General features: G+C 67.9%; 29 protein-coding genes. 18 read left to right on the forward strand and 11 right to left on the reverse strand.

Annotated elements, in window-relative coordinates; genetic code table 11:
• Window positions 1-6 precede the first annotated feature (6 nt).
• Complete coding sequence (gene petA / locus Q0309_RS05920) at window positions 7-561, reverse strand: ubiquinol-cytochrome c reductase iron-sulfur subunit (RefSeq protein WP_299438458.1); 555 nt, start codon at window positions 559-561, stop codon at window positions 7-9.
• A gap of 326 nt (window positions 562-887) precedes the next feature.
• Here petA and Q0309_RS05925 point away from each other — a divergent pair, with 326 nt between their 5' ends.
• On the forward strand, window positions 888-1,388 hold the full coding sequence (locus Q0309_RS05925) for a TrmH family RNA methyltransferase (protein WP_299438460.1): 501 nt from the start codon (window positions 888-890) through the stop codon (window positions 1,386-1,388).
• On the opposite strand, the gene Q0309_RS05930 is transcribed toward Q0309_RS05925, so the two are convergent.
• The 4 genes from Q0309_RS05930 to Q0309_RS18590 all read right to left on the reverse strand — a co-directional run bounded on the left by Q0309_RS05930 (window position 1,360) and on the right by Q0309_RS18590 (window position 4,402).
• Entirely contained in the window at window positions 1,360-2,631 is a 1,272-nt protein-coding gene (locus tag Q0309_RS05930; RefSeq protein WP_299438462.1) for a CCA tRNA nucleotidyltransferase, read from the reverse strand. The two genes, Q0309_RS05925 and Q0309_RS05930, sit on opposite strands and share 29 nt — an antisense overlap.
• Window positions 2,632-2,741: 110 nt before the next feature.
• Window positions 2,742-3,077, reverse strand: a complete 336-nt coding sequence (locus Q0309_RS05935) for a hypothetical protein (protein ID WP_299438464.1) — start codon at window positions 3,075-3,077, stop codon at window positions 2,742-2,744.
• A 33-nt stretch (window positions 3,078-3,110) separates the two neighbouring features.
• Window positions 3,111-3,701, reverse strand: a complete 591-nt coding sequence (locus Q0309_RS05940) for a CoA pyrophosphatase (protein ID WP_299438466.1) — start codon at window positions 3,699-3,701, stop codon at window positions 3,111-3,113.
• 59 nt (window positions 3,702-3,760) lie between these two features.
• Window positions 3,761-4,402 carry a DUF1285 domain-containing protein gene (locus Q0309_RS18590; protein WP_366940569.1) on the reverse strand — a complete coding sequence of 214 codons (642 nt, stop codon included), beginning with the start codon at window positions 4,400-4,402 and terminating at the stop codon, window positions 3,761-3,763.
• 36 nt (window positions 4,403-4,438) lie between these two features.
• Here Q0309_RS18590 and Q0309_RS05950 point away from each other — a divergent pair, with 36 nt between their 5' ends.
• The 3 genes from Q0309_RS05950 (at window position 4,439) to Q0309_RS05960 (ending at window position 7,968) form a co-directional block, all read left to right on the forward strand.
• On the forward strand, window positions 4,439-5,473 hold the full coding sequence (locus tag Q0309_RS05950) for a MoxR family ATPase (protein WP_299438470.1): 1,035 nt from the start codon (window positions 4,439-4,441) through the stop codon (window positions 5,471-5,473).
• Between the two features lie 133 nt (window positions 5,474-5,606).
• The gene (locus tag Q0309_RS05955; RefSeq protein WP_299438472.1) at window positions 5,607-6,479 is read left to right on the forward strand and encodes a DUF3365 domain-containing protein; all 873 of its coding nucleotides are present in this window, start codon (window positions 5,607-5,609) and stop codon (window positions 6,477-6,479) included.
• Window positions 6,480-6,504: 25 nt separating this feature from the next.
• Window positions 6,505-7,968, forward strand: coding sequence for a serine/threonine-protein kinase (locus tag Q0309_RS05960; RefSeq protein ID WP_299438474.1), 1,464 nt, complete (start codon window positions 6,505-6,507; stop codon window positions 7,966-7,968).
• A gap of 23 nt (window positions 7,969-7,991) precedes the next feature.
• On the opposite strand, the gene Q0309_RS05965 is transcribed toward Q0309_RS05960, so the two are convergent.
• Together Q0309_RS05965 and Q0309_RS05970 are read right to left on the reverse strand one after the other, a co-directional pair.
• Entirely contained in the window at window positions 7,992-8,834 is an 843-nt protein-coding gene (locus tag Q0309_RS05965) for a nickel/cobalt efflux transporter (RefSeq protein WP_299438476.1), read from the reverse strand.
• A 17-nt stretch (window positions 8,835-8,851) separates the two neighbouring features.
• Window positions 8,852-9,172: a metal-sensing transcriptional repressor gene (locus tag Q0309_RS05970; protein ID WP_299438478.1), complete on the reverse strand. Its 321-nt coding sequence runs from the start codon at window positions 9,170-9,172 to the stop codon at window positions 8,852-8,854.
• Between the two features lie 243 nt (window positions 9,173-9,415).
• Here Q0309_RS05970 and Q0309_RS05975 point away from each other — a divergent pair, with 243 nt between their 5' ends.
• The 6 genes from Q0309_RS05975 (at window position 9,416) to Q0309_RS06000 (ending at window position 14,354) form a co-directional block, all read left to right on the forward strand.
• Window positions 9,416-9,934, forward strand: a complete 519-nt coding sequence (locus tag Q0309_RS05975) for an HPr kinase/phosphorylase (protein ID WP_299438480.1) — start codon at window positions 9,416-9,418, stop codon at window positions 9,932-9,934.
• On the forward strand, window positions 9,931-10,920 hold the full coding sequence (rapZ, locus tag Q0309_RS05980) for an RNase adapter RapZ (protein WP_299438482.1): 990 nt from the start codon (window positions 9,931-9,933) through the stop codon (window positions 10,918-10,920). Before Q0309_RS05975 ends, rapZ begins: the two co-directional genes overlap by 4 nt.
• On the forward strand, window positions 10,917-11,318 hold the full coding sequence (locus tag Q0309_RS05985; protein ID WP_299438484.1) for a PTS sugar transporter subunit IIA: 402 nt from the start codon (window positions 10,917-10,919) through the stop codon (window positions 11,316-11,318). Before rapZ ends, Q0309_RS05985 begins: the two co-directional genes overlap by 4 nt.
• Before the next feature lie 85 nt (window positions 11,319-11,403).
• Window positions 11,404-11,697, forward strand: coding sequence for an HPr family phosphocarrier protein (locus Q0309_RS05990; protein WP_299438571.1), 294 nt, complete (start codon window positions 11,404-11,406; stop codon window positions 11,695-11,697).
• Window positions 11,698-11,722: 25 nt separating this feature from the next.
• A complete protein-coding gene (ptsP, locus tag Q0309_RS05995) occupies window positions 11,723-13,534 on the forward strand; it encodes a phosphoenolpyruvate--protein phosphotransferase (RefSeq protein ID WP_366940570.1) in 1,812 nt (603 codons plus the stop codon).
• 211 nt (window positions 13,535-13,745) lie between these two features.
• A complete protein-coding gene (locus tag Q0309_RS06000; protein WP_299438486.1) occupies window positions 13,746-14,354 on the forward strand; it encodes a hypothetical protein in 609 nt (202 codons plus the stop codon).
• Window positions 14,355-14,578: 224 nt separating this feature from the next.
• On the opposite strand, the gene Q0309_RS06005 is transcribed toward Q0309_RS06000, so the two are convergent.
• Window positions 14,579-15,319, reverse strand: a complete 741-nt coding sequence (locus Q0309_RS06005; RefSeq protein WP_299438488.1) for a THxN family PEP-CTERM protein — start codon at window positions 15,317-15,319, stop codon at window positions 14,579-14,581.
• Between the two features lie 809 nt (window positions 15,320-16,128).
• Here Q0309_RS06005 and Q0309_RS06010 point away from each other — a divergent pair.
• The 4 genes from Q0309_RS06010 to Q0309_RS06025 all read left to right on the forward strand — a co-directional run bounded on the left by Q0309_RS06010 (window position 16,129) and on the right by Q0309_RS06025 (window position 18,197).
• On the forward strand, window positions 16,129-16,608 hold the full coding sequence (locus Q0309_RS06010) for a DNA starvation/stationary phase protection protein (RefSeq protein WP_299438491.1): 480 nt from the start codon (window positions 16,129-16,131) through the stop codon (window positions 16,606-16,608).
• Window positions 16,609-17,116: 508 nt separating this feature from the next.
• On the forward strand, window positions 17,117-17,419 hold the full coding sequence (locus tag Q0309_RS06015; protein ID WP_299438493.1) for a helix-turn-helix transcriptional regulator: 303 nt from the start codon (window positions 17,117-17,119) through the stop codon (window positions 17,417-17,419).
• Window positions 17,420-17,671: 252 nt separating this feature from the next.
• A complete protein-coding gene (locus Q0309_RS06020; RefSeq protein WP_299438496.1) occupies window positions 17,672-17,935 on the forward strand; it encodes a BrnT family toxin in 264 nt (87 codons plus the stop codon).
• Window positions 17,913-18,197, forward strand: coding sequence for a BrnA antitoxin family protein (locus Q0309_RS06025; protein WP_299438498.1), 285 nt, complete (start codon window positions 17,913-17,915; stop codon window positions 18,195-18,197). The genes Q0309_RS06020 and Q0309_RS06025 overlap by 23 nt, the downstream gene beginning before the upstream one ends.
• Before the next feature lie 22 nt (window positions 18,198-18,219).
• Here the strand turns inward: Q0309_RS06025 and Q0309_RS06030 are convergent, their stop codons facing one another.
• Window positions 18,220-21,531, reverse strand: coding sequence for an efflux RND transporter permease subunit (locus Q0309_RS06030; protein WP_299438500.1), 3,312 nt, complete (start codon window positions 21,529-21,531; stop codon window positions 18,220-18,222).
• Window positions 21,531-22,598: an efflux RND transporter periplasmic adaptor subunit gene (locus Q0309_RS06035; protein WP_299438502.1), complete on the reverse strand. Its 1,068-nt coding sequence runs from the start codon at window positions 22,596-22,598 to the stop codon at window positions 21,531-21,533. The genes Q0309_RS06030 and Q0309_RS06035 overlap by 1 nt, the downstream gene beginning before the upstream one ends.
• 99 nt (window positions 22,599-22,697) lie before the next feature.
• Between Q0309_RS06035 and Q0309_RS06040 the strand changes: the two genes are divergently transcribed.
• From Q0309_RS06040 to Q0309_RS06055, 4 genes are all read left to right on the forward strand, one after another.
• On the forward strand, window positions 22,698-23,045 hold the full coding sequence (locus tag Q0309_RS06040) for a metalloregulator ArsR/SmtB family transcription factor (protein WP_299438504.1): 348 nt from the start codon (window positions 22,698-22,700) through the stop codon (window positions 23,043-23,045).
• A gap of 155 nt (window positions 23,046-23,200) precedes the next feature.
• Entirely contained in the window at window positions 23,201-23,389 is a 189-nt protein-coding gene (locus Q0309_RS06045) for a DUF2065 domain-containing protein (RefSeq protein WP_299438506.1), read from the forward strand.
• A gap of 173 nt (window positions 23,390-23,562) precedes the next feature.
• Window positions 23,563-24,777, forward strand: a complete 1,215-nt coding sequence (locus Q0309_RS06050) for a glycosyltransferase (protein WP_299438509.1) — start codon at window positions 23,563-23,565, stop codon at window positions 24,775-24,777.
• Entirely contained in the window at window positions 24,770-25,786 is a 1,017-nt protein-coding gene (locus Q0309_RS06055) for a glycosyltransferase family 2 protein (protein WP_299438511.1), read from the forward strand. Before Q0309_RS06050 ends, Q0309_RS06055 begins: the two co-directional genes overlap by 8 nt.
• 126 nt (window positions 25,787-25,912) lie before the next feature.
• Here the strand turns inward: Q0309_RS06055 and Q0309_RS06060 are convergent, their stop codons facing one another.
• Window positions 25,913-26,710, reverse strand: a complete 798-nt coding sequence (locus Q0309_RS06060; RefSeq protein WP_299438513.1) for a VPLPA-CTERM sorting domain-containing protein — start codon at window positions 26,708-26,710, stop codon at window positions 25,913-25,915.
• Window positions 26,711-26,719: the final 9 nt, after the last annotated feature.

The raw sequence follows: 26,719 nt of genomic DNA on the forward strand, positions 1-26,719 counted from the left end.
AACGAATTACTCCTCACCGATCTGGATGGTCGTGTCATCCAGGAAGGCGTACTGCGGCACGACCATGTTCGTCGGCGCCGGACCCTTGCGAATGCGGCCGGACGTATCGTAGTGCGACCCGTGGCACACACAGAACCACCCGTTGTAATCGCCCTTCGGATCGCTCGGTTTCTGGCCCTTGGGGATGCAGCCAAGGTGCGTGCAGATTCCGATCTGCACCAACCATTCGGGGCGCGGCGCCCGCTCTTCGTCGGGCTGCGGATCCTTCAGCGCCGACATGCTGACGGAGCGGGCCTGATCGATCTCGTCCTGGGTGCGGTGACGGACGAAGACGGGCTTGCCGCGCCACGTGACCGTGATGGCCTGGCCGACCGCGATGGGCGACAGGTCAACCTCGATGACGGCCAGCGCCATGACATCCTTGGCGGGGTTCATGCTGTCGAGAAACGGCCAGACGGCGAGCGCGGTACCCACCGCGCCGAGGCCGGCCGAGGCGTACAGCAGGAAATCACGGCGGGTCGTGCCGCCGTCGTTTCCGGCCGGGTTAGCCGCTTGAGACATGATGAAGCAACCTCTTCACTGCGTTGACGGAGCGCAAAAAAAGACGACTCACGCTCCCTCCCCCTCGGATCGGCGTGCGTCTATGGTCCTCGGTCGTGGTAATCCGCCCCCGCCGGCTCATCGCAAGACGTGAGCCGGCCAGAAACCAAACCCGGGACGGATCGGATCCCCCGTTCATGCCCCGCGATTGGCCCGACGACTCGAGCCCCACGCGACCCATGGGCGACGGTGGTTTTCGGGGTGTATAATCGAATTCCTTAGCCATGAAAAGGGCAAATTTTGGTCGCCTTTGGGGCTTAACCTCTTCCGTATCCTGGTTTTTTTGAATGCGTCTCGCGTTGTATCAGCCCGACATTCCACAGAACGCCGCCGCCGTGCTGCGTCTGGCCGCCGGGCTCGGGCTGCCGGTCGACATCATCGATCCGTGCGGTTTCCTGTGGGACGACAGGCGGTTACGGCGGGTGGCGATGGACTATCCAAGCAAGGTCAAAACCGAGCGGCACGTGAACTGGTCGTGTTTTCGCGACGCGGTCGGGGAGCGGGGGGCGCGTGTGATTCTGCTGACGACGGCGGGGGCCGTGGCGCATGTGGACTTCGCCTTCCGGCCGGACGACGTGCTGCTGCTCGGGCGCGAGGGCTCCGGCGTGCCGGAGGCGATCCACGCGGCCGCGGACGCCCGGGTGACGGTGCCCATGGCGCCCGGGGTGCGGTCGTTCAATGTGGTGACGGCGGCCGCCATGGTGGCCGGCGAGGCCTTGCGCCAGACCGGGGGGTGGCCGGCGGCGGTGGCGTCGGAGGTTAGTCCTGCCAGGGGACGGGCGCCTTGACGACGATACCGAGGTCGTCCAACCGCGCCAACAGCGCGGCGCGGTCGGGCCGGCAGGCGTCGCGCAGCCACCAGTCGCGCAGGGCCGCCATGGCCTCGCCAACCTTGGGGCCGCGCGGGACGCCGGCGGCGATCAGGTCATGCCCGCTGAGCGGGAACGGCGGCGGCGCGAACGTGGCGGTCTCCTCCAGCGCCGTCATCCAGGCGCGGGAGCGTCGCGAGTCGGTGTGGCCGCTGCGCGCCCGCTCCGCCGCCCAGTCCACCAGGATCAGGTCGCGCACGAGGTCCGGTCCCAGCCGGTCGAGCAGGCGGTGGCGGTCGCCACCGTCCAGACCGGGGTGCGGGCGCCGCTCCGGCGGGAGGGCGGCGATGGCGGTCAGCCGCCGGCTTTCCAAGCGCGACAGGCGCAGCCGCTCGGCCACCGCCTGCGCGCCTGGCTCGTCGGTCTTCAGCACGGCCGCCAGGCGGCGCAGATCGTCGGCGCCAACGCCCGGCAGGACGATGCCGCGCGTCTCCAGAAACGCCAGCATCCGCAGCACGTCAATGCGGCCGGCCTCGGGCAGCAGGCGCTCCAGCACATGGGCGCCGCGCACCAGCAGCAACGCCCCGGCCGGATCGGGTGCGAGCAGAATCTTCAGCAGCTCGGCGCGGACGCGTTCGCCCGACAGGTCGTCCACCGTGTGCGCCAGCGCCTGGCAGGCGGTGAAGGCGTCGGCATCCGGCGGCGTCTGGGCATAGTGGGCGTGGAAGCGGAAGAAGCGCAGGATGCGCAGGGCATCCTCGCGGATTCGCTCGGTGGCGCGGCCGACGAACCGCACGCGCCCGGCCGACAGGTCGGCGATGCCGTCGAAATAGTCGTAGACCGCGCCGTCCGGGGTGGCCGACAAAGCATTGATGGTGAAGTCGCGCCGGGCCGCGTCGGCCATCCAGTCGTCGGTGAACACCACCTCGGCGTGGCGGCCGTCGCATTGGATGTCACGGCGCAGGGTGGTGACCTCGAACGGGGTCTCGTTCACCACCGCCAGCACGGTGCCGTGCGCGATCCCGCGCGCCCAGGGCACGGTCTGGATGCCGGCGCGCTCAAGCAGGTCTTGCACCACGTCGGGCCGGTCCGGTGTGGCGATGTCGACGTCCTTGACCGGGCGGCGCAACAGGCCATCGCGCACGCAGCCGCCGACGAAGCGGACCTGGGCGCCGTCGGCGCGCAGGGCCGTCAGCAGGCGCGCGACCTCCGGCGATTTCATCCACGGGTCGGGGGAGAGTTGTCCCACCGGTGCCCGGGTTTTGAGGTGACTCCAGTCCCGTGCCATGGCCGTGGTCCGGTGATCGTGTCGCGCCAGTGTCCCCCCGGCTCTCACTCCGGCACCGCCGGCGCGGCGTCGCTCGCCTCCTCGCGCGGCCGCATCTCGCCCGGCAGAATGCGGCCGTTTTCCATCCGGGGCGGCGTATACACGCTGTCGGGGTCGCCGGTGGGTTGGATGACATACAGGGTTGTCGTGACGCCGATGGCGAGCACCGCGCCGGACAGCACCAGCGTCAGCCACGGCACGTTGTCCCCAAGCCGGGAGACGAAGGACGCCTCGCCGCCGTCCCCCTGGGCCGAGGCGGTACGGGAGCGGAGGAACAGCCAAGCGATGTAGAGCAGGCTGGGCGCCAGCAGCGGCAGAACGATGGTCAGAAACACGCGCATGGGTCACGGGCCTTGTGTGGTGCGGGGGCGTGCTCAGGAGGGCAGCGGATCGGCGGTCGGCGCGGCGTCCTGCAACACGGTGTACAGGTTAATCAGAATGCCGGCTGTCGCGCCCCATATGTAGTGGTTCTCGTAGGGGATGGCAAAATACGCCCGGTGCTTGCCGTCTTTCTCGCGCACGCCGTGCTGGTGGTTGACCGGGTCCATCAGGAAGGCGAGCGGCACCTCGAAGATGGACTCCACTTCGGTCGGGTCGGGCCGCAGGCTCAAGGGCGGCGCCACCACGCCAACGAACGGCGTGACGCGAAAGCCGGTGACGGTGATGTAGTCGTCCAGTCGTCCGATCAGATCCACGCGGTCCGCCGTCAGGCCGGTTTCCTCGCGGGCCTCGCGCAACGCCGTGTCGGCCGGGCCGGCGTCCTCCGGCTCGCACCGCCCACCGGGGAACGAGACCTGGCCCGGATGGTGCGCCAGATGGCCAGCGCGGCGGGTCAAAAGGACGGTGGGGCCGGTGGCATGGTCGACGATCGGCACCAGCACGGCGGCCGGGCGGTGCGGGGCGGGCGGCCGGTCGGCCAGGAAGGCCCGCGCCTCGTCGCCGCTCAGCAACCGGGCGATGGCCATGTCCGATCCCTGGCCCCGGCCAACGCCCTCGCGCAGGCGGCGGGCGAGGGCGGCCCGGTCTAGCTCCCGGTCTCGCCGTCGTCCAGCGTTCCCAGGCTGAAGAAGCGGTTCCTGCTCCATACCCCGAAGTGTCTCTCTCCGTCGCTGACGTCCTCGACGCCGCGTTCCACCAACTCATAATACACCGAGCGGCTCAGGCGGGCATCAAGACCGTCGCGCACGGTCACGTACGGGGCCGGGGATCCGGTCTCGGCCTCATGCTCGATCCGCAGGTCATGCTCCTCGTCCAGCGTCACCATTTCATCGCAGTTGGTGCGAAAGCTGATGCACGGCCCCGTCTCGCAGCACATGACGAACATCTCGACCGCCACAAAGGGCACGTCGGCCACCTCGACCCGGCCGACCTCGGTCGGCGTGACCATCCAGTACGAACCGTCGTCGGCCCGGTTCAGGACCGAGGCGAACAGGCACACGATCTCCTTCCGGCCGATCGGCGACCCCTGGTAATGCCAGGTGCCGTCACGATCTATGAAGAGTCCGAGGTCGCCGCAGAAGTGGCGGGGCCGGCCGCCGGGTCCGGGGGTTCGCAAGGCCGCGAGTCTCGCCACCGCGGGGGGCAGGTCCGGGTCACTGTCCGTCAGAGGCGGCGGCGCGGGGCCGCGGTCTTGGCCGTGTCCAGTGTCCGGGGCGTTCAAAGTCATGCGGTGTCCCTGTGGTCGTGCTTGAGAGGAGAGGCGATGAGTTCCGTCACCGAATCCAACGACACCCTCGTCGGCGTGCCCGAAGCCGGTCCCGATCAGGCAGTGCTGGAAGACGTAGAAAGACTGGGACACCGAATCAAGGCGGCGCGCGTGGCCATCGGTCGCATCATCTTCGGCCAGGAGGCGGTGATCGACGGCACGCTGGTCACCCTGCTGTCGGGCGGGCATTGCCTTTTGATCGGGGTGCCGGGGCTGGCCAAGACGCGGCTGGTGCAGACCCTGGGCGTGGTTCTGGGGCTGGACGCCAAACGCGTGCAGTTCACCCCCGACCTGATGCCGGCGGACATCCTCGGCTCCGAGGTGCTGGAGCAGGACGAGAGCGGCCGGCGCGGCTTTCGGTTCATTCCCGGGCCGGTGTTCTGTCAGTTGCTGATGGCTGACGAGATCAACCGCGCCAGCCCGCGCACCCAGTCGGCCCTGTTGCAGGCCATGCAGGAGCACAAGGTCTCGGTGGCCGGGCACTACCACGACCTGCCGGCGCCGTTTCACGTCTTGGCCACCCAGAATCCCATCGAGCAGGAGGGCACCTATCCGCTGCCGGAGGCCCAGCTCGACCGGTTCCTGATGCAGGTGGACATCGGCTACCCGGATCGGGCGGCCGAGCGGGCCATGCTGGCGGCCACCACCACCGACCACGACGTCGCCCCCGAAGCGACTCTGACACAGGAAGACCTGCTGGCCGCGCAACGGCTGGTGCGGCGCGTGCCCATGGGCGAGAGCGTGGTCGAGGCCATCCTCACCCTGGTGCGCAACGGCCGACCGGAGACCACCGCGTTGCCCGAGGTCAAACTGCACGTGGCGTGGGGACCGGGGCCGCGCGCGAGCCAGTCGCTGGCACTGGCCTGCAGGGCGCGGGCCATTCTCCAGGGGAGGCTGGCGCCGAGTGTCGATGACGTGGTCGCGCTCGCCCGCCCGGTGCTGATCCACCGCATGGCGCCGACCTTAACCGCGCGGGCCGACGGCGTGACCCTGGGCGAGATCATCGACCGCCTGGTGCAGACGGTGGAGTGAGACGTTTTCCGGACGGGCGCGAAAAGGGTTGCCGCGCCCCTGCGTTCAGTTATTATTATTCTAATATGAGGAGTGCGGGTATTCGGCCTTTTGCGGGCTTTTTCCACAGTTTTTGGTGATGGGGGAGCGGTCCATGGGGCTCGGAACGAAGTTCAACCTGGTGCTGTTCGGCATGTTCGCCGCCGGGCTGGCGGTGGCGGCCATGCTGACCTATCACCTTCTCCAGGACTTCGCGCGGGAGGCCGTGCTTGGCCGGGCGCGGGTGATGATGGATACGGCCCAGGCCGTGCGCTCCTATACCGCAACCGAGATTCGACCCCTGCTGGCCGACCGCATGGACGACACGTTCCTGCCGCACACCGTGCCGTCGTTCGCCGCACAGGAGAACCTCCGCCGGGTGGTCGAGGACTACCCGGATTTCTCCTACAAGGAGGCGGCGCTCAACCCGACCAACCCGGTCGACCGTGCCACCGATTGGGAAGCCGACATCATCAACCTGTTCCGCAAGGACCGCGACCAGGAGGAACTGGTGACCATCCGGGAGACGCCCACGGGCCAGGCGCTGGTGCTGGCGCGGCCTCTGGTGGTCAATGACGAAAGCTGCCTGACCTGCCACAGTACGGTGCAGGCCGCGCCCGGGTCGATGCTGGCGGTCTACGGTCCCAGCAACGGGTTCGGTTGGGAACTGAACGAGGTGATCGGCGCCCAGGTCGTCAGTGTGCCGATGTCGGTGCCGCTGCAGCGGGCGTGGACCACGTTCCTGATTGTCATCGGCACCCTGGCCGCCGTGTTTCTGGTGGTCGCCGTGCTGCTCAACATCTTTCTGCGGGTGCTGGTCATCCGGCCCGTGGTGCGGCTGTCGAACATGGCCGTCGAGGTGAGCATGGGCAACATGGACCTGCCGGAGGTGAAGCACGACAGCCGCGACGAGATCGGGGCGCTGTCCGCCGCCTTCGCGCGGATGCGCCGCAGCCTGGAAACCGCGCTGAACATGCTCAAGGAGTAGGGCGGACCGAATGGAAGGCGGGACTATGACGATGGACCGGGACCGGACCGCGCCCGAGCGGATTGGCCGCTATCGGATCGACGGCGAGTTGGGCCGTGGGGCGATGGGCGTGGTCTATCGCGGCCACGACGAGGACATCGACCGGCCGGTGGCGCTGAAGACCGTGCGCGCCGATCTGCTGGACGGACCGGACGCCGACAACTGGCTGACCCGCTTCCGGCAGGAAGCCCGCGCCGCCGCCCGCTGCCTGCACCCCAACATCGTGACCGTGTTCGAATACGGTGAGGACGCCGGGCTCGCCTTCATCGCCATGGAATACGTGCGTGGTCGGTCGCTGCAGGCATTCCTGGCCCGCGACACTCCGTTCGGGACTCAGATCAGCGTCCGTGTCGTCTCGCAGGTGCTGTCCGCCCTGGGCGCGGCGCACGCGCTTGGCGTCGTTCACCGCGACATCAAGCCGAGCAATGTGATTATCCTGGAGTCGGGCGCCGTCAAAGTCACCGATTTCGGCATCGCCCGTCTGGCGGACTCGGTCAGCCTGTCCCAGCACGGCGCGATGGTTGGCACCCCGGGCTACATGGCGCCGGAGCAGTTCACTGGCGGGACCGTGGATGCCCGCACCGATCTGTTCGCCGTGGGCGTGGTCCTTTACGAGCTTCTGACCGGGCGCAAGCCGTTCCCCGGCAAGAGTATGCACGAGGTGATGTACCGGGTCCTGAACGGCGCGCCGGAGCCACCCGTGGGCCGGACCGAGCCGCTGTCCAAGGAGCTGATCGCGGTCATGATGACGGCGCTGGCGCGAGACCCGGACGATCGCTATCCCGATGCCGCCGCGTTCCGGCGGGCGCTCAAGGCGGCGGCGCCGGCCGGGGCGGTCGCCCCCGAGGGGGAAGACGATCCGGCCGATGCGGTGGACGCCACGCGAGTCATGAAGCTGGCCGACGCCGCGCCGCCGGCCGGTCCGGCCGGTGAACTCGACGAGGCGGCCGTGCGTCAGGCCAGAGAGCATCTGGCGACCCATATCGGCCCGGTCGCCTCGGTCATCGTGCGCGACGCGGTCACCCGGGTGAGCGGCGTGCGGCAGCTCTATGAGGTGCTGGCGGAGCATATTCCCGATGACGCCGAACGCACTGCGTTCCAGCGCAAGGCGGTGCGCGGCGCGTTGGGGGTGACGCGCGGCAGCGGGACGCAAGCGGGGACCGGCGGGTCTCGGCCGACGGGGGCCGGTTCGGGCGTGCGCACGGGTGTTCGCACGGGCACGTCCGCCACCGGCGGCAGTCAGGCGGCGCCGGTGAACGGGGCGATCGTGGACGAGGACAAGGACCGCCTGCGCTTGGCGCTGGCCGAGCACCTGGGGCCGATCGCCGGCGTCCTGGTCAAGCGCGAGGCCGCGCGGGCCAACAGTCCCGCCCACCTGGGCCAGTTGCTGGCCGAGCACATCGACGATCCCGACGCCCGCAATGCGTTTCTCAAGCGTGTGCGTGGGTGATCGGATCTTCGACCGTATTACCCTCAGGCGACTGTCGGACCGGACAGGTGGCTCCAGCCAAAGGCGATCATGCCGACGCCGATGACGGCGATGATGGCCGCCGAGACATAGGGCGCCTTGGCCAGCCAGCGGTCAAACCGTCGCGTCCGGCGGGAAACGGCGCGCAAGCCCACCGCCGCGATGACGCCGGCGGCGACCAGTGTGACGGCAAGGCCGACGCTGAAGGCGCCAACCAGCCCCACACCCAGCCAGAAGCGGTCCAGGTGCAGGCACAGGATCAGCACCGTGATGGCGGCCGAACAGGGAATCAGCCCGCCGGTCAGGCCGAACAGAACGACCTGAGGCGTGGTGGCGCCACCGGCCGCCGCCGCGCCTTTGAACCGGGACTCGATCTCGCGCGCGTGCGCCGCCGCATGAGCGTCGCTGCTCCCCTCCCCGGGGAGGGGATGCGAATGGTCGTGATGATGAGAATGGTCATGGTGGTGATCGTGCCCGTGCCCATGCCCATGATTGGCGGCGGGCGCGTCGGCGCGGCGGGTGCTGATCCACATCCACCCGGCGATGACCAGGATGATCGCGCCCGAAGCCATCATGAACCACGGCTCCAGGTCCTCGCCGATCATCGCTTCGCCGAAGCGTAGCGCCAGCAGGGCCAGGATCCAGACGATCAGGGTGTGCGAGACGGCGGCCGCCAGCCCCAGCAGCACAGCCTGCGCCACGGTGCCGCGCACGGCGACGATGAACGCCGCCATCATGGTCTTGGAATGCCCGGGCTCCAGCCCGTGCAGGGCGCCCAGAGCCAACGCCGTTGCGGCCAGCAATACCGGCTGCCCGCCGCCGTCGGAAATCGCCGTGGTCAGGTCCATGGTCCCGTCCTTTCCGGCTACAGATAGCGCGAGATTTCCTTGAACTCGGCCAGCACCGCCTTGGTCTCCGGCCCCTCGCGCACCACGCCGTCGAGGCAGTGGTCGATGTGATCGCGGATGAACACCTGCTTGGCCTGTCGCACCGCCGCCTCGACCGCCGCGAGCTGCTGGGCCACGTCCACGCACGGGCGCTCTTCCTCGATCATGGCGCTGATCTTGCGCAGATGGCCCTCGGCGCGGCGCAGGCGCTTGATGATGTCGCCGTGCGTCGTATGCACGGGCTTCGCCTGGGGCGTCGTCGCATCGTCAGGCGTGGGGGCGGTCTCCACCGTGGTCATGGTCATCGAGTCCCTGGTCTGTCGCGCGTCACGTCAAGATATAACCTATCCCCCCGGAGGGGATCTGTCAATGCGAACGCATCTCAAGTGGTGGGACTCGCCATGGGACCCTTCGCCTTGGGCCGCCGGGGACGCTACACTGTGCGCCAGTCCCGTTCCAGGGGCCCTCTCAACCCCGGCGCACCGCCGCCGCCCATTCGGGGTCCGGCACGCCTCGGGGACAGCACACGGGAAGGACATCCGATGGACCTGGAGACCGCGCCCTCGACCGTCCACGCCACCTGCGTTGCCCTGGCCGAGGGCGGCGTGCTGTTGCGGGGCGGCGCCGGATCCGGCAAGTCCGATCTGGCGTTGCGCCTGTTGGAAAGCGGCGACGCGCGGCTGGTGGCCGACGATCGCGTGATTCTCGATCGCGACCCGGACACCGAGCATGTGTACGCCTCAACGCCGGAGCCGTTGCGCGGCCTTCTGGAAGTGCGGGGAATCGGGGTGATTTCCCTGGACACCTCGCGCTGGGTGGCCAACGCGCCGTTGATCGCGGTGATCGACATGGCGCCGCTGCCCGGCGCGGTGCCGCGCACGCCGTCGGCGCTGACCTGCGACCCGGTGGCCGATGCCAACCGGTACAGCCCGCACAAGGGAACCCGGGTGCGCCGCTTCGTGCTGTGGCCGTTCGAGGTCTCGGCGCCGGCCAAGGTGCGCCTGGCGGCGGCCATCGCGACAGAGGCGATCGTGCCCCTGACGGAACAGGATGTGTCATGAGCGAACAGCCCCTGGCGGTTCGGGCTGACGCTGCCGACTCGGAAGGTGCCGCGCCTGAACACCAGCGCCTTGTGGTGCTGACCGGCATGTCGGGCGCGGGCAAGTCCTCGGCGCTGGCGGCCCTGGAGGACCTGGGGTACGAGGCGGTGGACAACCTGCCGCTGGCCCTGCTCGACGGATTGATCGCCGGCGGCACGCTCGACCGGCCGCTGGCGGTGGTGATCGACGTGCGCACGCGCGATTTCACCGTCGAGCGCCTGCTGGACACCATCGACCGTTTGCGCGAGCGGCCGGCGCTGGACGTGACCCTGTTGTTCCTGGACTGCGACGATGACGTGTTGCGCCGGCGGTTCACCGAGACTCGGCGACGCCATCCGCTGGCCCTCGACCGGCCGTTGAGTGATGGCCTGGCGCTGGAACGGGCGCGCATGGAGCCGCTGCGCGCGCGCGCCGACGTGATGGTCGACACCGCCCACTGGACCCTGGGCGACCTGAAACGCCGCCTGGAGGATCAGCTCGGCCTGGCGCCCGGCACGGATACCACGTTGATCGCGGTGGTGTCGTTCGGCTTTCGGCACGGGCTGCCGCGCGAGGCGGATCTTGTGTTCGACGTCCGTTTCCTGCGTAATCCCCACTACGTGACGGAATTGAGACCGTTGTGCGGGCGTGACGCGCCGGTGGCGGCCTACGTCGACACCGATCCGGACCTTGACCGGTTCTGGTCGGCGCTGACGGGGTTGCTGGAGGTGGTCCTGCGCCGGCAACAGGGCGAGGGGAAGAGCTATCTGACGCTGGCCATCGGCTGCACCGGCGGAAGGCACCGATCGGTGCTGCTGGCGGAACGGCTGGGAGCGTGGTTGCAGGGCCGGGGAGAGCGGGTCACGGTGCGTCACCGTGATCTGGATCGAAGCGGAGACGGGAGAGGACAGAGGGAAACGATGCCGAGCACAAGCGCGAGCGCGACGGGTGGAGACACGGGCCGATGATCGGACTGGTTCTCGTCACGCACGGCCGCCTTGCCGAGGAGATGCTGGCCGCGCTGGAGCACGTGGTGGGCGCTCAGCCGAACGTCGCCACCATCTGTATTGGTCCCGACGACGACATGGAACAGCGCCGGGCCGACATCGTCGAGGCCGCCGCGCGGGTCGAGCAGGGGCAAGGGGTGATCGTGCTGACCGACATGTTCGGCGGCACGCCGTCCAATCTCGCCATTTCGATCATGGACCGGGCGAGCATCGAGGTGATCGCCGGCGTCAACCTGCCGATGCTGATCAAGCTGGCGTCCGTGCGATCGACCGAACCGCTCACCGACGCGGTGACCAGCGCCCAGCTGGCCGGGCGCAAGTATATCAACGTGGCCTCGCGCCTTTTGACGCAGGAGTAGTCCGGTGTCCGCCCCGCCCTCCACGCCCGTGCCGCCGTTCCGCCCCCGCGTCGTGCGGTCCGCCGATGACGGCGGCGGTTCGGGCGTGGCCGCCGCGCGCGCCGGGGCCGGGCGGGTGCGAGCCGAGTGCACGATCGTCAACCAACGCGGCCTGCACGCGCGGGCCGCCGCCCGCTTCGTCAAGACCGTCGAGCGCTTCGACGCGGCGGTGACGGTGTTCAGCCGGGGCCAGGAGGTGTCGGGCCATTCCATCATGGGCCTGATGATGCTGGCGGCCGGTCCCGGTTCGGTCATTCAGGTGGTCTGTGAGGGCCGGGAGGCGCAAGAGGTGCTGGAGGCCCTGCAAGCGTTGATCGCGGGCCGGTTCCATGAGGACTAGACGAGGCAGGCCGCCCACCGAGCCGGTGGCTCCCTGTTCGATCGACGATGACGACGTCGATCCGTTGCTCACGGCCGAGGAGGCCGGCGGCCCGGCACCCATGATGCGTCTGGACGGGGTGGCGGTCGGCCCTGGCGTCGGCATCGGCACGGTCTACCTCCACGACACGGGGCTGGCGCCGATCCCCGAATACCGCATCCCGAGCGGACTCGTGGAACGCGAACGCTTGCGGTTGGCCAAGGCGGCCGACCGCTCGATCGCCGAGTTCCGCGCGCTGGGCCAAAAAGTGCGCACCCTCTCCGGCGGTCCGGGCGAGGAACTGGCCTGTATTCTCGAAGCCTACGAGCAGATGATGCGGGGCTCGCGCTTGTTGCGGGGCGCGGACCGGCGCATCGGCGAGTTCCGCGTCAATGCGGAGGCCGCCGTGCGGGTGGAAATGGCCGAACTGATCGGGGCCTTCTCCGCCATGGATGACGACTACCTGGCCGCCCGGATCGAGGACATCCGTGAAGTCGGCCGGCGCCTCATCCGCAACCTGAACCGCCGGCCCCGCCAGCCGGGCCTGACCACCGTGCCGCGCGGCAGTATCGTTCTGGCCGAGGAACTGAGCCCGGCCGACACGGCGTTGCTGAACCCGCGCGTTGTCGGTGGGCTGGCGACGACGCTCGGCGCGCGCGAGAGCCACACGGCGATCATGGCGCGTTCGCTGGCGCTGCCGGCGGTCGTGGCGGTGACGGGCCTGATGCGCCATGCCCGCGCGGGCGATACCGTGGTCGTCGACGGGGCCAAAGGCTGCGTGATTCTCAACCCCGACCCCGACACGCTGGCCTGGTACCGCAACCGGCGTGCCAGTTTCCTGCGCACGCGGCGCAACCTGCTGCGCCTGCGCGACGTGCCGTCGGTGACACGCGATGGCGTCGCCGTGCACCTGCAGGCCAACGTGGAACTGCCGGCGGAGGTGGAGGCGGTGCTGCAATCGGGCGCCGAGGGCATCGGCCTGGTGCGCTCGGAGTTCCTGTACATGAACCGCGATTGCCTGCCCACCGCCGACGAGCAGGCGGCGGCGTTCACCGATCTGATCCAGCACATGAAGGGGCGGCCCGTCACCATCCGCACTCTTGACCTGGGCGGCGAGAAGCTGGGCGACGCCCTGGACTTCAAGGCCGGCGCCAACCCGGCGCTGGGGTTGCGGGCGGTGCGGCTGTCGCTGACCCGGACCGAACTGTTGCGCATCCAGTATGAAGCCATTCTGCGCGCCGCCTGCCACGGACCGGCGCGCATTCTGCTGCCGATGGTCTGCACGACTGACGAAGTGCGGGCGGCCCGCGCCATCCTTGCGGAGGTGGTCGAAAGCGCCCGCGCGGCGGGACAGCCGCTGCCGGACCCGCTGCCGCCGTTGGGGGTGATGATCGAGGTGCCGGCCGCCGCGCTGTCGGCCGATGCTCTGGCGCGCGAGGCGGACTTCTTCGCCATCGGCACCAATGACCTGACTCAGTACGCGCTGGCCATCGACCGCACGGACGAGGCGGTGGCGCACCTGTACGATCCGCTGCATCCGGCCGTGCTGCGGCTGATCCATTTCGCCACCGGGGCGGCGCAGGCGGCCGGGATTCCCGTTTCGGTGTGTGGCGAGATGGCCGGCGATCCGCGCCTGACGGCGCTGCTGTTCGGGCTCGGGGTGCGCGAGCTGTCCATGGCCGCGTTCGCCATTCCGGCGGTCAAGCAGCGAGTGCGGCGCATTTCGTCCCATACCGCGCGGGAGCACGCCCACCGGATCCTGGGCCAACCCGACGCGGGGCACATCGCCGCCCTGATCGACGTGTTCAACGACGGGTGACTCCGCCCGAACGTCCAGCGCGTGTCCCGCCGCAATCCCACACACATCGTCACACTTTGTCACCGCGCGTGTGTCCTCCCGTCAAACCCGGGTCAAGGGCCGGGTGTTCAATGGGCTCATCGGCGGATCGGACCACGGGGTTTCGGGTCCGCCACCATCCGAGGCTCGGGACACCCCCCGTCGGGCGTCCCAGAAACATGGGAGAGATGTGATGAACACCGCACTGAAACGCGTTGTGATGACCACCGCCGCCGTTGCCGTGGTCGCCGGCCTGGGCGCCGCGACCCTGAACGCGGGGGCGCAGGCCCGGGGATGGGGCGACGGCCCGGGCTACGGACAGGGCATGGGCGGCGGCCCCTGCGGCGGTCGCATGATGCATGGCCCCGGCGGGATGCGGGGCGGCTCGGGTGGTCCGGGTGGACTGCTGCTGGTGATGGACGCCGACGAGGACGGCACCGTCACCCGCGCAGAGTTCGACCGCTTCCACGAGCTGGGCTTCGCGGCCATGGATGCGGACGGCGACGGCCAGGTGGCCCGCGCCGACTTCATCGAGGGCCGTCAGGGGACCATGGCCGGCCGTGGCGGCATGAGGCAGGGTCCCAACAGTGACTGGCGGGCCGAGGTCCGGGCCGACCGGCTGGGCCAGCGGTTCGATGTCTGGGACGCCAACGCGGACGGCGTCGTGACCGCTGACGAATTCTCGGCGGCCAACGCGGCCCGCTTCGACAGCCTGGATGTCGACGGCGACGGCTCGGTCGAGACGCAAGAGGCGGCGGCGGCGCGGATGTTCGGGCCGCGCGGTCCGGCGATGTCTCGCTGAATCGCCTAGACGCCGGGTCCGGGCGGGAGTGAACCTCCCGCCCGGTCTGAAGACGCCAGGGAGCCTGCCAATGTCGCTGGGCGAGATCTTGTCGGGTTGTTTCATCATGGCGAAGAGCGTTCTTGATTCGGAAGGCCGCTGTTCGCCCCTGGAGCCCACAACGGAAGCCGCCCCTGGCTGCTGCCAAGGGCGGCCTCGTCCACGACCGCTGGTTTGTGCGGACCTTAGGCGCTCTGGCCCTTCTTCAGCCAACGGCTGCCGAACAGGCCACCGATGGCGGTCAGCATGAACCAGGCGGCGGCCGGCAGGGGCACCGTATTGAGCTCGCTGGTCAGGGTGGCTCGCAGTGTCGCCTCGTTGGTTGCCTCTTCCCGTGTCAGCCAGTCGGTGAACGTGTTGTTGCCCACCTGGAAGCCGGTGATCGCGAGGTAGAAGGTTTCGTTGCCTATCGTTACTTGGTCCGAGAACGCCGGGTTCGTGGTCACGGTAACAATATCATCGCAAATCGACACATTGTTTCCCGGGCAGGGTTTTTGGTTCGGCGTTTCGTTGTGAGAGAAGGAGTACACCGTATCGAAGTCACCAAATTGAACGGTGTTGAACGTCAGCTTCAGGTCGATGCTTTCAAGCGACGGAGCATAGATTGGGTTGTTGATGTGTCTGAAAATCCCTAGGTCAAATTCCGAGCCATCAGCATTCACTTCGATGGGCGTGGCCTCGGCCTCGAACTCGTACCCACTCTGTCCCGGGCTGCCTGTAGCGGGCGTTCCCCAGTAGGCTGTGGCCGTCGATCCAGGCCCAGAGAGCGTGACCCCGTTTGTCGGGACCGAGTTCTGGAAAACTGCTGTAATCGTGCTGATCTTGAGGTCGTATGTCGCCGCTGCCGCCGGTGCAACCGCGCCGACGCACACGGCGCCACCCACAATGGCCCCAAGGGTCGTTGCCTTTATCTTGTTCACAATCATGTCCCCATCTCCTTCTCTCAGCACCGGTGCGCCTGTTCGCGGTCTGCCGGTGCGGTGAATACCTCCCTGGCGACGCTCGGAGCGCCTCGCACCTTATAGGGGTCGGCCAAACGTGCTGTTCGGCCCGTGCCCCCATGCGTTTCGGGATTGTGTGCTCCTCCTGAGCGAAGCCCCCCAACAGGCCGAAGCCCGAGTTCAGTGGTGGGGAATTCGAAGAAACGTTTGCGTAATTTTTTCGTAAAGGGAACCGTTTTTTTCCGTCTCCCCCATCTGGTGGATCAGCCGATCGGCGCTTCCTCCACCGTTTGGTGGAGATGGTTCCATGGCATTGATTAAGTTCACTCAACGTTCGTGTAGGCTATCTTAGAATATTGCCCGAAACACAGTCGAAGGCAGTGCGCCCCAAAAAACCGTGTGGCGGTGGGCGAGGTCCTTCGTCTGGCGCAGGCCCTCGCGTGCCGACGGAATAGCCGAGTCGCGAAGTGCCCTTGCTGCGTTCTCGGGCTTTCCGCGACTGTCGCTGGAGCGGACGCCCAACAGACCGCAAGCGGCCAGCCCCGATCTCGCTTGATGACCGCCACGACGCAGGGGGCTTTGGGCCGGGTGGGCGGGCGTCTCCCGCCCGGTCTGGATGGCGCGGTCCGGCGGTACCGTCATCCTTCGATCGGGTCTCTCACTCAAAATTTCCTGATTTGTTTGATGGATTTAAAGGCGGCTTTGCGCCACATATGCATTGAAACGCGGGGCCGGGGGGCGCCAAAACTCTCCGGCCGACTACTCAACAACCCAAAAGAGGAGCACGAAAGACCATGGGTGAGCAATCCGTCGACACCGGTCTGGAAGAAAACGCCCGCAAGAGCATCGCCGAGGGTTTGAATGCCGTTCTGGCCAGTACTTTTGCCCTGGCTTTGAAGACCCACAATTTTCACTGGAACGTGGTCGGCCCACGATTCCAGGGCCTGCACAACATGTTCGAGGAACAGTACACCGACATGTACGCCGCCGTTGACGACATCGCCGAGCGCGTGCGCGCGCTGGGCTGCATCGCGCCCGGCGGGCTGGGCCGCTACGCCGACCTTAGCCTGGTGGAGGATGCCCCCGACACGCCGCCGGCCGCCGAGGCCATGGTCGTCGCCCTGGCCAAGGATCACGACGCCCTGGCGCGGCGTCTGCGGCCGCTGATCGGTGAGGCTGGCGAGGTCTCCGACGAGGTGACCGCCGGGCTGCTGACCGACCGCCTGACCGTGCATGAGAAAACCGCCTGGATGCTGCGGGCGACGGCGGCCTGAGCCGAACCTTAAGATCGTAGTGCGGTGATCCCGCCGAGTCGTTTTCTACGAGCGATGCCCCCACGGCGGTGTTTCGACTCGCCAAATCAAGACAGGCCCGCTCGGCCAAACGGCCGAGCGGGGTCTTCGGGGGAAAAAAGCATTCCGATCACATGTGTCGTTCCTCACCCCAGACTCGCGGTTTTGACGGGTCTGGGGTGCTGGCATTGTTGAGGAGGCTTTGAACCGGACGTTGACAAAACCGGACGGCGCGTCGTCGACATGAGCCGGTGCCCCTGCCGTAGACCCGAAACCGGTTGCAAATCCGTCATATTATTGTAAGTTTTTATGCGTGGGGCCGCCGTGACACGGCGCCCGGGGCGAGGACGGCGCGAGGAATGTTTCCGCTGCATGACAGGTATGCCCTCGCTGGGCGTGGCAACGGACGGACTGAGCCCGTAGTGTTGCCGTGCCTGACTGTAAAAGTCTTCATACATTCGCGTTGTCGTTCGAGGAGGATGCCGTGGGCATGACCGATGAGGAGGTGCTGTTGAAACCGGAGGCGCACAGCCGTCTGCGCGCGGGGGGCTGCCACGTCCGCCATCTCCGGGAAAGCCGTGAGATCACCCGCTCCGAACTGGCCGAGCAGGTGCTGACCGTGACGGAAGCCTTCGTCGCGGATGTCGAGGCCGGCCACGTGCGCCTGCCCGCCGAGCAGATGGGCCGCTGGGCGATGGCCCTGGGTGTGCGCCGCGATGCCCTGGCCGACGCGCTGGGCCGCCTATACGACCCGCTGCCGTTCGATTCCCTGTGGACCAAGGCCGCCGCCTGACGCGGCGGCTTGCTGCACACCGACCCGGTTTTGACCCGGCCCCCGTTTCCGTCGCGGGCCGGGTTTTGGTGTGGGGTCATCGCGCCGGGAACGCTTTGTCGTTGGGCGGGAGCGTGCCCGGCGGGTCCTTTGAACGGGTGCTCCGCTTCGCAAAAGCTTGCCAACGCTCTCCACTAAGGCGGGACGTGAAGCCGGTTTTCCGCATCTACATAAAATACTGGCGCACAGGCTTAAGTTCGCTACATTTATGCTATGATCATCGTGTGGGACGAGCCGAAGCGGCGCCAGAACCTCGCCAAGCACGGCTTGGATTTCGCTGCGCTGACATCTGAGTTCTTCCTCGATGCCCTGGTAGGTCCCGCGCGTGAGGACCGGTTCAAGGCAATGGGCCGCCTCGGTGATGGCATCGTCGCCGTCGTCTTTGCCCGCAGGGGCGCTGAAGGTGTTTCCGTGATCTCGCTACGGCCCGCCAGCAAGACGGAGCGCACACTCTATGACCAAGCAACCGGTCGATGATCCCGAGAACCCAGAATGGACGGAGGACGATTTCGCCCGTGCCGTTCCGTTCGACCGAGCGTTTCCGGACCTTGCGGAAAGCGCCCGGCGCGGTCCCGGCCGACCGCCCGTTGCGCGGCCGAAGAAGCAGGTCTCCCTGCGCCTTGACCAGGACGTGATCGACCACTTCAAGGGCGGCGGTCCTGGTTGGCAGACCCGGCTGAACGACGCATTGCGCCGGGCTGTTTCCCGAGAGCGAACCGAAACCGGGTGCTCTGACTGACCGTTGTGTCCAACGGCCGTCCTCAACCCCGCATCGGAAACGCCACCCCGTCATCCCGTAGCGCCACATAGATCGCCGGGATCACCAGCAGGGTGAGCGCCGTCGACGACGCCAGGCCGAAGCACAGCGACAGCGCCAGCCCCTGAAAGATCGGGTCCGTCAGGATGAACGCCGCGCCGATGATGGCCGACACCGCCGTCAACAGGATGGGCGTGAAGCGGATGGCGCCGGCGTCCAGCAGGGCCTCGCGCAGGCACGAGGCGGTCGGCTGGCGGTGCTTGATGAAGTCCACCAGCAGAATGGAATTGCGCACGATGATGCCGGCCAGGGCGATGAACCCGATCATCGACGTGGCGGTGAACGGCGCGCTGAACAGCCAGTGCCCCAGCACGATGCCGATCAGGGTCAGCGGCACCGGTGTCAGGATCACCAGCGGCGCCTTGAACGAGCCGAACTGGGCCACCACCAGCAGATAGATGCCCAGGATGGCGACACCGAACGCCGCCCCCATGTCGCGGAAGGTAACGTAGGTGATTTCCCACTCGCCGTCCCACAGCAGGGTCGGCTCGGCGCTGCTCTCGGGCTGCCCGTACAGGCGGATGGCCGGCTTCGGCAGGCCGAGCGCGTCCCAGTCGTGGGCGTCGATGCGGTCCTGGACTTCCAGCATTCCGTAGATCGGCGCCTCGAACCGGCCGGCCAGTTCCGCCTGCACCATCTCGGCGAAATGGCCGTCGCGGCGGAACAGGGTGTGCGAGGCCATTTCACGCGAGGTGGTGACCACGTCGCCCAGTTCGACGATGCCGGCGGCGCCGGGCACCGGCGTGCTGAGCAGCCGCTCGCCCGGGGTCAGGTCGGCCTTGGGCAGGCGCACGGCGATCTCCACCGGATCGACGCCGTGGCCCCGGTGCGAATAGCCGACGCTGACCCCGCCCAGCAGGGCGGCCAGGGTGTCGTAAACCGCCTCCTCCTCGACGCCGTGGTATTCCAGCGCCTGCTGGTCGATGGCCAGGCGCAGGCGTTCGGCCGGGTCGCCCCAGGAGTCGTGTACGTCGACGATGAAATCGACCGCCTCGAATATGCCCTTGACCTCGCGTGCCACGGCGCGCCGGGTCTCGGTATCGGGGCCGTAGATCTCGGCCAGCAGGGTGGCCAGCACCGGCGGCCCCGGCGGCACCTCGACCACCGACAGCGCCGCGCCCTCGGGCAACGGCAGGTCGCGCAGGCGCTCGCGCACCTCCAGGGCGATGGCGTGGCTGGCGCGCTCGCGGTGGTGCTTGGCCGTGAGGTTGATCTGCAGGTCGCCCATGTTGGGCGCGTCGCGCAGGTAGGAGTGCCGCACCAGGCCGTTGAAGTTGAACGGCGCGGCCGTGCCGGCATGAAGCTGAATGCTGGTCAGCTCCGGCAGGTCGGCCAGCCGCCGCGCGGCGTCCATCAGCACGCGCTCGGTCTCTTCCAGCGGCGCGTCGTCGGGCAGGGTGAGCACCACCTGCAGTTCCGACTTGTTGTCGAACGGCAGCAGCTTGACGGTGACGTCGGCGGTGTAGAACGGCAGGCAGGCGACGATGGTGGCGATGCCCACCAGGATCAGGAAGGCCCAGGCGCGCCAGCGGCTCTTCAGCACCGGCGCGGCCACACGGCGGTACAGGCCGCCCAGCCGGCCTTCGGCCTCGCCCTCGGTGGGGTCCCGCGACGCCGCTCCGCCGCCATCCTCGGCGCCGGTGGGCGCTTCGTCCTCGCCCGGATCGCCCGGAACGGCGTAGGGCACGCCCATGCGCCGCGCGGCGCCGCGCCCGGCGATCTTGATCAGCAGCCACGGCGTCAGCATGACGGCGACAAAGAACGAGAACGCCATGGCCGCCGACGCATTCGCCGGGATCGGGCTCATGTATGGCCCCATCAGGCCGGACACGAACATCATCGGCAGCAGGGCGGCGATGATGGTCAGGGTGGCGATGATGGTCGGGTTGCCGACCTCGGCCACGCCCTCGATCGCCTTGCGCACGATCGAGCGGCCGTCCTTCATGGCCCAGTGCCGCGCCATGTTCTCGACGATGACGATGGCGTCGTCGACCAGGATGCCGATGGAGAAAATGAGCGCGAACAGGCTCACCCGGTTGATGGTGTAGCCCATCATCCAGGCGGAAAAGAGCGTGAGCAGGATGGTGGTGGGGATCACCACCGCCACCACCATGCCGGCGCGCCAGCCGATGGCCACGGTAATCAGCAGGACGATGGTCACCGTCGCCATGCCCAGGTGGGACAGCAACTCGTTCGACTTTTCCAGCGCCGTTTCGCCGTAGTTGCGGGTCACGGCGACCTCGATCCCCTCCGGCACCAGGCGACCCTTCAGGCCCTCCAGCCGCTCCAGGATGGTCTCGGAGACGACCACCGCGTTGGCCCCCTGGCGCTTGGCCAGGGCGATGGACACCGCCGGACGGGCTGTGATGCTGTCCTGGTCCGGCGCGGCGTCGGGGCGGGGCTCGATCTGCCAGACGCGGTGGTCCAGCGGTTCGGTGCCGACGACGATGCTGGCGACGTCCTTGACGTAGACCGGGCGGCCGTCGTGGGTGGTCAGCAACACGTCGCCGATGTCGGCCACGCCCTGCAGCGTCTGGCCGGCCACCACCGGCACGCTGTCGCCGGCCTCACGCAGGCGGCCGAGGCGGAAGGACCGGTTCGCGTTCTCCAGCTTCTCCACCAGACGATTGAGCGTGATGCCGTACATCGACAGACGCTCGGGGTCGGGCTCCACACGGATCTGGTCGGGCCGGCCGCCGACGATGAAGGTCAGGCCGACGTCCTCGACCTTGATCAGCTCGATCAGCAGTTCCTCGGCCACCGCGTGCAGCCCGGCGTCGGTCCAGCGCTCGGCGACCTCGGGCGCGGGCGAGAGGGTGAGGACGACGATGGGCACGTCGTTGATGCCCCGGCCGACGATCAGCGGTTCCGGAATGCCCAGCGGAATGCGGTTCAGGTTGGCGCGGATGGTCTCGTGGACGCGCAGCATGGCCACGTCCTCGTCGGTGCCGACCTCGAACCGCGCCGTGACGGTCACGCCGTCATCCACGGTCTGACTGTAGACATGGTCGACGGCGTCGATGCCCTTGACGATGTCCTCCAGTGGCTTGGTCACCAGTTCGGCGGCGTCCACGGCCTTCAGACCATCGGCCTGGACCATGATGTCGACCATGGGCACGGAGATCTGGGGCTCCTCCTCGCGCGGCACCATGACCAGCGCCAGCACGCCCACGACGATGGCGGCCAGCAGCAGCAGGGGTGTCAGCGGAGAGCGGATGAAGGCCTTGGTGAGATGGCCGGAAACGCCGAGTTTCATCAGTGCCCGCCCTCCGCGCCGTCGCGGCGGGCGGTATCCATCGCGCCGCACTGGACCGGGATCAGGACATCGCCGGGGCGCAGGCCGGACAACACTTCAACGCCGCCGGGGACGTGGGCGCCGGTCTGCACGATGACCACGCGGCCGCCCTCCAGGCAGGCACTGGTCACGCCGAAGCGGGTGCTGAGGTAGTCCGGCGGCACCACGTAGGCGGTGCGGTGGCCGGTGACGACCTCGATCAGCGCGCGTTCGCCGACGAAGTAGCCGCCCAGGCCGTCGACCTCGACGTCGGCGATGACGCGGCCGTTCTCCAGTTCCGGATAGACCTTCGCCACACGCCCCTCGCGCCAGTCCGCGTCGCCGGCCCCCTTCGTGGGATGGGCGGCGTCCGGGTCCAGGCCGCGCGGCCCGACGCGCACGCTGTCACCCACCGCGATGAATCGGGCGTGCCGCTCCGGCAGGCGCAGGCGCAGGACATAGCGTTCCGTGGCCACGCGGGCGAGCGGCTCGCCGGGCATGACGACGCTGCCCTCGGACACCATGACGTCGAGCACCCGGCCGGCGGCCGGGGCCAGCACGTCGCCCTCCGAGACCTGCTGGCGCAGCACCTCCATTTCGGATTGCAGCGAGTCGAGCTGGCGTTCCGCCACCTCCAGGCTTGTGCGGGCGGCGTCCAGGCGGCTTTGCGGTGCCGCGCCCTGGGCGCGCAGTTGCTGGGCGCGTTCGAAATCGGTGCGGGCTTGTTCCATGGTGGCGCGCTGGCCCTCAAGCTGGGACTCCAGCGCCTGCATTCGCGGGGCCAGCTTGTCGTCCACCACCACGGCGACCTTTTGGCCGTTGGTCACCGCGTCGCCCTCGTCCACCGTCAGTTGGTCCACGGTGCCGCCGAGGCGGGCGCGGGCGGCCAGCACGTCCACGCTCTCGACGGTGGCGAACACGGCCTTGTCATCGGCGATGCGCTGGGGCCGCACGGTCAGGGGCTCGGCCCGCGCGTCCGTCGGGACGATCAGCGCGAGCAGGATCAGACTGGCGATCAGGGCGAGACCGGATCGGCGCGGCAACGACATGTCGGATCTCCCGGAACACGGAACGCGGCAGGGGGGGGGAAGGGCACAAGACCCTCCCTTTCGGATTGAAAATATATTAGAGACTGCTAATCTTGCAACATGAATGTCGACCATCTGCACGAGCACGCGGCGCGGGCCGCGAGGCTGCTGAAGGCGCTGGCCAATGACCGGCGGCTGCTGATCCTGTGTTCCCTGATCGAGGGCGAGAAGACGGTGGGCGAGTTGGAGGCCACGGTGGGGCTCGGCCAGTCCGCCCTGTCGCAGCACTTGGCGCGCCTGCGACACGACGGGTTGGTCGAGACGCGTCGGGCCGCGCAACACATCCACTACCGCTTGGCCAGTACCGAGGTTCTGGCGCTGATCGAAACGCTGGCCGCGCTCTATTGCCCGACACCGGCGGGCGGCCCTGGCGTGTCGGTGGACGACGCGGAGCGCTCGGGACCGTGAGTGGCCGATCAGCGGCGGCTGGGCGCGGCCCAACCATGGCCGGCAACCCAATTGAGACGACCGGCAAAACCATGCGCCGCTTCGTGTTTCCTTTTGGGCCGGTTCTCTATACAAAGCGGGGCTCGGACGGGCGACACCACCGAGAGCGAGACCCCATGCTGCAAGATATTGTGACGGCCCTTGGCCTTGTGCTGGTGATCGAGGGCTTGTTGTACGCCGTGCTGGCGGGACCCATGCGGGCCATGATCCGCGCGGCGTTGGAGATGCCCGAGACCCAGTTGCGCATCAGCGGCGTGATCACGATTGCCCTGGGTGTGCTGGTCGTGTGGCTGGCGCGCGGGTGATCCGGTGGCGGGGCGCCGTCCCGGTCGACGTCATCGTCATGCCGCTTGCGTGGCACCGGCCGAGTCCGGATACTGCGGCCGGTCCGGGCCACTGCGACCCTTGGGGCGAGGGGGGCTGGCCGCGTGTGACGTCGCCGGACGTTTGCCTGGTTCGTGCTTGAGGGGGATTCGTCGTGCACCCGTCGAACGAGACCCGCGACGCGGGGGCCACGACCCAGGCGGGCGGCGCGCGTATTCTCCATATATCTGCGGACTTTCCTGATCCGTTGCAGCCGGGCAAGACGAAGGCGATCGCCAATCTGATCGACCTGACCAGCGACGTCTTCGACCACCACGTCTATTCCATCAACAGGGTGGACCACCGCCTGGACCTCGCCGCCCTGCCGTTCGGCCCGGACTGGCGCGCCGTGGCCTATCCCGGGCCTCCGCGTGGCCTGTTCCTGAAAACCTACCTGGACCGGCTGGCCGCGTGGATCGTGCGGGACGTGCGAGAGAGAGGCCTGTCCGTCGATGTGGTGCACGCCCACAAGCTGTCCACCGACGGACTTGCCGGCGCCGCTGTTGCCAAGGCGCTTGGCCGCCCCCTTGTCATCTCGTCCCAGGGGATTTCCGACGTCAAGATCCTCACGGTCCGGCGCGACCTGCGCCGTGTGTGGCGGGACATCTGGCGCGGCGCGGCGATGGTGTTTCCGTTCGCGCCATGGACGAAGACGGCGCTCGATCATATGCTTGGCTCTCGCGAGGGGCCGGTCACAATCCTGCCATGCCCGAACGATCGGGACGGCATCATCTCTCCGCGCCGGACCGCGCCGGTCTTCAAGACGTGTTTCCACCTGAGCCAATACCGCCGGAAAAACGTGGCCGGGCTGATCCAGGCCGTGGCTACGGCCGCGCGGGACGTCCCCGATATCCGGCTGGACATTCTCGGTGGCGGCGATCCGGCCGGGTTCGCGGCGGTGCGGGGCCTGATCGCGCGCCGCGCACCGGACCATTGCCGCCTGATCGGGCCGGTTCCGCGCGAGCGGATCCAGGACGAGATGAACGCCGCGTGTGGGTTCGCCATGGTGCCGTTCCGCGAGAGTTTCGGCATGGTCTATACAGAGGCCCTGCTGTCCGGTGCGCCCGTCATCCACGCGGCGGGAAACGGGATCGCCGGCTACTTCGAGGGCAGCGAGGCCGTGGTGGCCGTGGACCCCGATGACACAAACGCCCTGGCCGCCGCGCTGGTCGATGGCGTCCGTCGTCAGGACGAGATCAAGGCGACCCTGCGCGACATGCAGGAATCCGGTGCGTTGACCCGGCTGACACGGGCGGCGATCCGGGACGCGTATTGTTCGGCCATGCAGTCCGTGCTTGGGGCCCACGATCCAGTCGCTGGTGGTGGCTGACGGTGCGGTGCGTGGTTATCGGCCTGCCACGATCCAGAAAGGGAAGCGCGATCCGATCATGACCGACCTCAGCATCCTGATCATCAGCTACAACACGCGCGACCTTCTGCTGAACGCGCTGAAGGCCGTGCGCGACGTCGGGTGTTCTCGTCCTTACGAGGTAATCGTGCTTGACAATGCCTCGCACGACGGGTCCGCCGATGCCGTGGCCGAGCACTTCCCAGAGGTGCGTCTGATTCGCTCCGAGGAGAACCTGGGCTTCGCCAAGGGCAACAACGTCGCCGCCGAGCAAGCGACCGGACGGTGGCTGTTGTTGCTCAATCCCGATACCGAGGTCTATCCGGGCGCCTTGGACGCGATCGTGTCGTTCGCCGAGGCGAACCCCGATGGCGGTGTCTACGGCGGCCGTACGTTCTTTCCGGATGGGTCGCTCAACATTGCCTCGTGCTGGGGTCGGATCACGCCTTGGAGCCTGTTCTGTTCGGCGTTCGGGCTGACGGCCCTGATGCCCAAGTCTTCGCTCTTCAACCCCGAAACACTAGGCGGATGGCCACGCGACAGCGTCCGCCACGTGGACATCATCACCGGGTGTTTTCTGCTCATCGGCCGGGACCTGTGGGTCCGGCTCGGCGGCTTCGACACGCGATTTTGGATGTACGGCGAGGATGCGGATCTCTGCTTGCGGGCGGCGCGCTTGGGTTGCCGGCCGATGATCACGCCCGAGGCCCGCCTGATGCACATTGTCGGCGCCAGCAGCCAGAGCACGGCGCGCCGCACCATCATGCTGCATACCGGGCGGGCGTCCCTGGTCTACACGCATTGGCCTAGGGTCTGGCTCCCCTGGGGGCGCGCCATGCTCTGGGCGTGGATCGTGAATCGGGTGGTGGCGGCATCGCTCCTGGCCACCGCGATGCCGCGCCGCTTCGGACCGTTGCGGGACAAGTGGCAAGAAGTCTGGCGCCGCCGCAGGGAGTGGATGGCCGGATATCCGGCGGAGGCGGACGCCTGACGGCATAGCGGGCGCGAGGGAGGCCTGAACCAAACCTCATGGGGCGAAGTCAGTGTTCGACTCCGCCCCATGTGACGCAACCGCGCGCCCGGGGGCAATGCCGGGCCACGCGGTTGAGTGGTCCGATCACGCCGCCTTTTCGGACGCGCGCCTCTTTGCCCACCGGGCGCCGAACAGCCCGCCCAGGGCGGTCAGCAGGAACCACGCGGCGGCGGGGAGGGGCGTGGTTGCGGAGACGCCCGTAAACGTAACGGAAATGTCCTCACCGCCGCTGTACGCGTTGAAGCCGATAAAGAGGTCCTTGAAGTCTGCAAACCCGGCATCGTAGTAGCTGTCTGGCTCTACGCCGTCAAAAGCGAAGTACAGAGACCCAGTCGGATCCAGTTTGAAGTCAGCGGTGTGTTCGCCTGTACTTCTAGCAGCAAGCTCAGTAAAGTCGCCATCCCAACTCGCGTCGGATTTGTCGTATGTCCAGCCGCCGTAGTAATAGTTTGCAAATCCAGCATATCCCCCCGATTGAGCCATTAATTCAGCATCAGACTCGTTTCGGTCGACGAAGACGCGCGGAACATACGAGTTATCAGTGTTGTCAAGAAAACGGAACTGGATGTTTTGCCTGTCAGACGACCGGATGTAATCAGGCAGGCGTGCCTTCAGCACCCACTCGTCCGGGTTTGTGATGCTGCCCTGGGTCCGAGACATCTCGCCTTGTTTTCCGGTCATCGTCAGGCTTCCGTCATCGTTAATCGTGACGGTTGCTTTGCTGCTCGATAGGTTAAAATCCCAGGTCAGGCCGCTCCATTCGAACGGGCCGTCGGCCACAGTGTAGCTAACGGCGGCCGGCGCTGTGGTCGCCCAGAGAGCGATGGCCGCCGCCGTGACGGCGCCGGCGACCAAACGGGGGGGCTGTAACTGCTTGCTCATGACGTCTCT

The sequence above is a fragment of the uncultured Rhodospira sp. genome, assembly GCF_937138205.1.
In the GTDB taxonomy this organism is placed as follows: Bacteria; Pseudomonadota; Alphaproteobacteria; order Rhodospirillales; family Rhodospirillaceae; genus Rhodospira.